Below are 4,400 nucleotides of genomic sequence, written 5' to 3' on the forward strand. Positions count from 1 at the left end.
TGAGAACTTACATTATCTCGATGTGAGTATATTTAATCACATTTTGAGTGGCAGGAAAGATGATGAGTAAAGAATTATACAAAAGAGTATTTGTGATTGTATGTGATTCTATGGGTATTGGACATGCAGAAGATGCAGCTTTATTTGGTGATGAAGGTGCCAATACGATTGGTCATATTTGTGAAGCAAAAGATGGTTTAAATGTAATTAATATGGAAGGCTTAGGTTTAGGTAATCTAGGAGACTTTAAAGGTATTCATCCAATTGCACATCCACTAGGTACTACTGCTACTTTAAAAGAAGTATCTAATGGGAAGGATACAATGACAGGCCATTGGGAAATGATGGGACTTAAAGTCACTAAACCTTTTAAGACATTTACTGATACAGGTTTTCCTGAAGAATTTATAAAACTATTTGAAGAAAAGACAGGTAGAAAATGTCTTGGAAACTATGCAGAAAGTGGTACTAAGATTTTAGATGATTTAGGAGAAAAGCAATTAGAAACAGGAGACTGGATTGTTTATACATCAGCTGATTCTGTATTCCAGATTGCTGCGAATGAAGAAATAATTCCATTAGAAGAATTATATGAAGCATGTCATATTGCAAGAGAATTACTCATGGATGAAAGATGGAAGGTTGGACGTGTAATTGCTAGACCTTTTGTAGGACGTAAAAAAGGAGAATTTAAACGTACACCTAATAGACATGACTATGCTTTAAAGCCATTTGGTAAAACAGTACTTAATAGTTTAAAGGATGCAGGACTAGATGTAGTAGGTGTTGGTAAGATTCCTGATATTTTTGTAGATGAAGGTATTACAAAAGGTATTCATACTGTTTCTAATAAAGATGGTATGGAAAAGACAATTGAACTTGCGAAAGAAAACCAACATGGACTCATCTTTGTGAATCTAGTAGACTTTGATGCAGTTTATGGACATCGTAGAAATGCAATTGGATATGGAGATGCTATTGAAGAATTTGATGCACAGCTCTCTGATTTAATGGCTGCAATCAATGATGATGATTTAATCATGATTACAGCTGATCATGGTAATGATCCTACTTGGAAAGGTACAGACCATACAAGAGAACATGTCCCACTACTTATCTACAGCAAATCATTACATCATCCTAAAAACTTAGGATTACTTGAAAGCTATGCAGTAATAGTTGAAACTATTGCATATAACTATAATGTTGAATATCGAGTTATTTGTGAATCTATATTAAATTAACTTGAAAGGGATGCTTAATGGAAAAACAGAGAAAAATCATTATAGTCTCTCTTGCAGCAAGCTTAATGGCTGTTATACTTTATGTATTTGGAATTACTCTTGCGAAAGGGAACATCATCATTGCAGCACTCTATCTTGTTATGGCTTCACTACTTGTTGTATCTGCAGTTATTTCATTATTTAATAATTATAAAAAGTATAAGAAAGCACTCTATATTTATTTGATAATCATCAATGTAGTACTAGAAGTACTATTTATTGGAAATTTGATCATTTAAACGCCGTACAAAACGGTGTTTTCTTTTTTGACAAATAGAGGAGGGGACTAATAAAAAAATCCCCTTCTATTAAAAAGGGGAGGAATAAACTAGATATATAAAGGCTCATCGTTTTTGAGTACTTGTTTATTTTTTGTTTTCGCAATATAGAAAACTTCACTTGTTTCTGCTTTATAATAAATATCTAAAGTAAGAATTGAAGTCTTCTTATAACCAAGTTCTACAAGATGATTAATAACCATATTTTCAATATCATCTAAAGATACATCATGATAGTTATACTGTACCTGAATATTCATCTTAACAGGCTTATAAGTAGTCTTAGCAGTTGTTTTCTTAGCTACAGTTTCTTTCTTTACTGTAGTAGTCTTTTTAGTAGCAGCTTTCTTAGGTTTAGCGGCCTGAGCCGTTGTCTTTTTAGATGCTGCAGTAGTCGTCTTTTTCATAATGGAGATCCTCCTTTGATACTCTAATTATTACTATTATTATAGCACACTCAATTTACAATTCAAATGTAACAGATATAATCAAAAAATTACATAATATATATTATGCGAAGTAATATATATAAGAAAGAAACTCCCAATGAAGGGAGTTTTATAGTACTATTTTTCGTCTTTATTTGCACGATCGATAGAATCATATAACTTAGTGACATAATTACCACTAAAGCAAGACATACATAAATCACAGTTTCCATCCATATCATGCTTAACAGATTTCTTTAATCCTTCCATTGAAATAAATGCTAAAGAATCAGCTTCAATGAATTGACATAATTCTTCTACATTCATACGATGTGAGATTAATTCTTCTAGTGTAGAAATATCTACACCATAGAAACATGGGAACTTAATTGCTGGAGAAGCAATTCTAACATGCACTTCTGTAGCTCCTGCTTCTTTTAATAGCTTTACAATACGTTTAGAAGTTGTACCTCTTACGATAGAGTCATCAATCATGATAACTCTCTTACCTTTTACAATAGATGATACAGCTGAAAGCTTCATTCTTACCCCGCGTTCACGCATTTCTTGTGTTGGCTGGATAAATGTTCTACCTACATATTTATTCTTGATAAGCCCCATTTCATAAGGAATACCAGATGCTTCAGAGTAACCAATGGCAGCTGAAATAGAACTATCAGGTACACCAATAACTAAATCTGCTTCTACTGGTGCTTCTTCAAATAAAGTCTTACCACAAGTCTTACGTGCTGTATGAACATTAATACCATCTAGATTACTATCAGGTCTAGAGAAGTAAATATATTCCATTGCACATAGCTTGTTGCAGATAGGCAAAGCTTCAGTATACTTTTTAGATTTAATAATACCATCTTTTACACGGATGATTTCACCTGGTTCTACATCTCTTACATATTCTGCTCCCGCAATATCTAAAGCACATGTTTCAGATGAGAACATATAACCTCCACTTGGAAGTCTACCCATAGATAAAGGTCTTAAACCATATCTATCTCTTGCAACATAAAGAGCATCCTCTACTAAAATAACAAATGCGAATGCTCCATCAATTTTTTCTAATGATTTACAGATACGATCTACAAATCGTCCTGTTTCTCTCTTAATTAAATGACCAAGAACCTCAGTATCACTTGTTGAATTAAAGATAGAACCATTTTCTTCAAGTTCCTTCTTTAATAAGTTAGCATTTACAATATTACCATTATGGGCAATACCCATCATACCATCGAGAGTACGGAATAAGAATGGCTGAACATTCATGATTCCTCCCCCACCTGCAGTTGAATAGCGGACATGTCCAATAGCTGCATTACCTGATAATTTTTCAATTTTTTCTTTATTAAATACTTCACTGACTAAGCCTTCACCCTTATGGATGTTAAGCTTTCTACTTTTATTGCGGACAACAATACCTGCAGCCTCCTGTCCACGATGTTGTAAAGAATGTAAGCCATAATATGTTAATTGAGCAGCATTGTCATCGCCCCATATAGCAACAACTCCACATTCTTCATGTAATTCATCATGATTCTTGATCATAATAGCCTCCCTGTTTAATAGATTTCATTGATATAGCGCTTCTCAAGAGGTGTATTATCCTCCTGATTACACATCATTGTGATCATATCTGTTTTTTCACCATGAATAGACGCCATGCAATCTGTTTCGATGCGAATGTCTTTATAGAAATAAACAGAAATCGTTTTGAGGATGTCATCTAAATATTCTTTATTGTATATAAATTCTGAAATATAGACAAACTTCCCCCTATCATTATAAATCATATATCCCTGTTGTCCATACTCATTTTTAAATGTTAGAACAGAATCGTTAAATGCAGCACATCTAAATCTTAGATAATCATTAAAATAATCTTCATCACGTATTAAATAATGGTTAAAATTTGCTGTATAACGCATGTAATCATCATAGAGATGACTTATATCCTGAGACAGGCAGATATTACTAGGAAGGCAATACTTAGCTTTATCAAGCTTATAAAGAATATGTCTATGAGATTCTTTAAAGCCAAAAGGCATATAAATTTCAGGATGATAAGCCTGTAAATAAATACGTTTATCTTTATAAATATCTAATACATGATTCATTAATAATTTCATGAATCCCTGTCTTTCATACTCTCTTCTTGTAGAAACTCCTAGAATAAAATAACTATCTTCGTAATCTTTTACTTTAAAAGGTACAATCTGTAAAGCAGAAATAATTTTGTCTTTAAAACGTACAACGTATGCATTCTCTTTCTTATATCTATACTTGAAATAGAAATCAGTAGAGACTTCATCTTCATCCTCAAAACGGTCCATCCAGATTTCTTTGATTCTTTCAGTATCTTAATCTGATGCCTGTGTAACTATGGAATAATTAATAAA

Annotated in this window: 5 protein-coding genes; 2 read left to right on the plus strand and 3 right to left on the minus strand. The window is 32.5% G+C overall.

Features of this window, described 5'->3' with window-relative positions:
- The first annotated feature begins 62 nt into the window (after positions 1-62).
- A complete protein-coding gene (locus ACT8VG_RS07815; protein ID WP_444195564.1) occupies positions 63-1,244 on the plus strand; it encodes a phosphopentomutase in 1,182 nt (393 codons plus the stop codon).
- Positions 1,245-1,261: 17 nt separating this feature from the next.
- Positions 1,262-1,522, plus strand: coding sequence for a hypothetical protein (locus tag ACT8VG_RS07820; protein ID WP_217106361.1), 261 nt, complete (start codon positions 1,262-1,264; stop codon positions 1,520-1,522).
- A gap of 89 nt (positions 1,523-1,611) precedes the next feature.
- Here ACT8VG_RS07820 and ACT8VG_RS07825 read toward each other — a convergent pair whose 3' ends face one another.
- The 3 genes from ACT8VG_RS07825 to ACT8VG_RS07835 all read right to left on the minus strand — a co-directional run bounded on the left by ACT8VG_RS07825 (position 1,612) and on the right by ACT8VG_RS07835 (position 4,349).
- Positions 1,612-1,968, minus strand: a complete 357-nt coding sequence (locus ACT8VG_RS07825) for a DUF6465 family protein (protein ID WP_187011750.1) — start codon at positions 1,966-1,968, stop codon at positions 1,612-1,614.
- A 159-nt stretch (positions 1,969-2,127) separates the two neighbouring features.
- Positions 2,128-3,549, minus strand: a complete 1,422-nt coding sequence (gene purF, locus ACT8VG_RS07830; RefSeq protein ID WP_117458026.1) for an amidophosphoribosyltransferase — start codon at positions 3,547-3,549, stop codon at positions 2,128-2,130.
- A 14-nt stretch (positions 3,550-3,563) separates the two neighbouring features.
- Positions 3,564-4,349 (minus strand): GNAT family N-acetyltransferase, encoded by a 786-nt coding sequence (locus tag ACT8VG_RS07835; protein WP_444195565.1) that lies wholly within the window; start codon positions 4,347-4,349, stop codon positions 3,564-3,566.
- Positions 4,350-4,400 lie beyond the last annotated feature (51 nt).

The sequence above is a fragment of the Catenibacterium sp. genome (genome assembly GCF_052354645.1).
Taxonomy (GTDB): domain Bacteria; phylum Bacillota_I; class Bacilli_A; order Erysipelotrichales; family Coprobacillaceae; genus Catenibacterium; species Catenibacterium mitsuoka_A.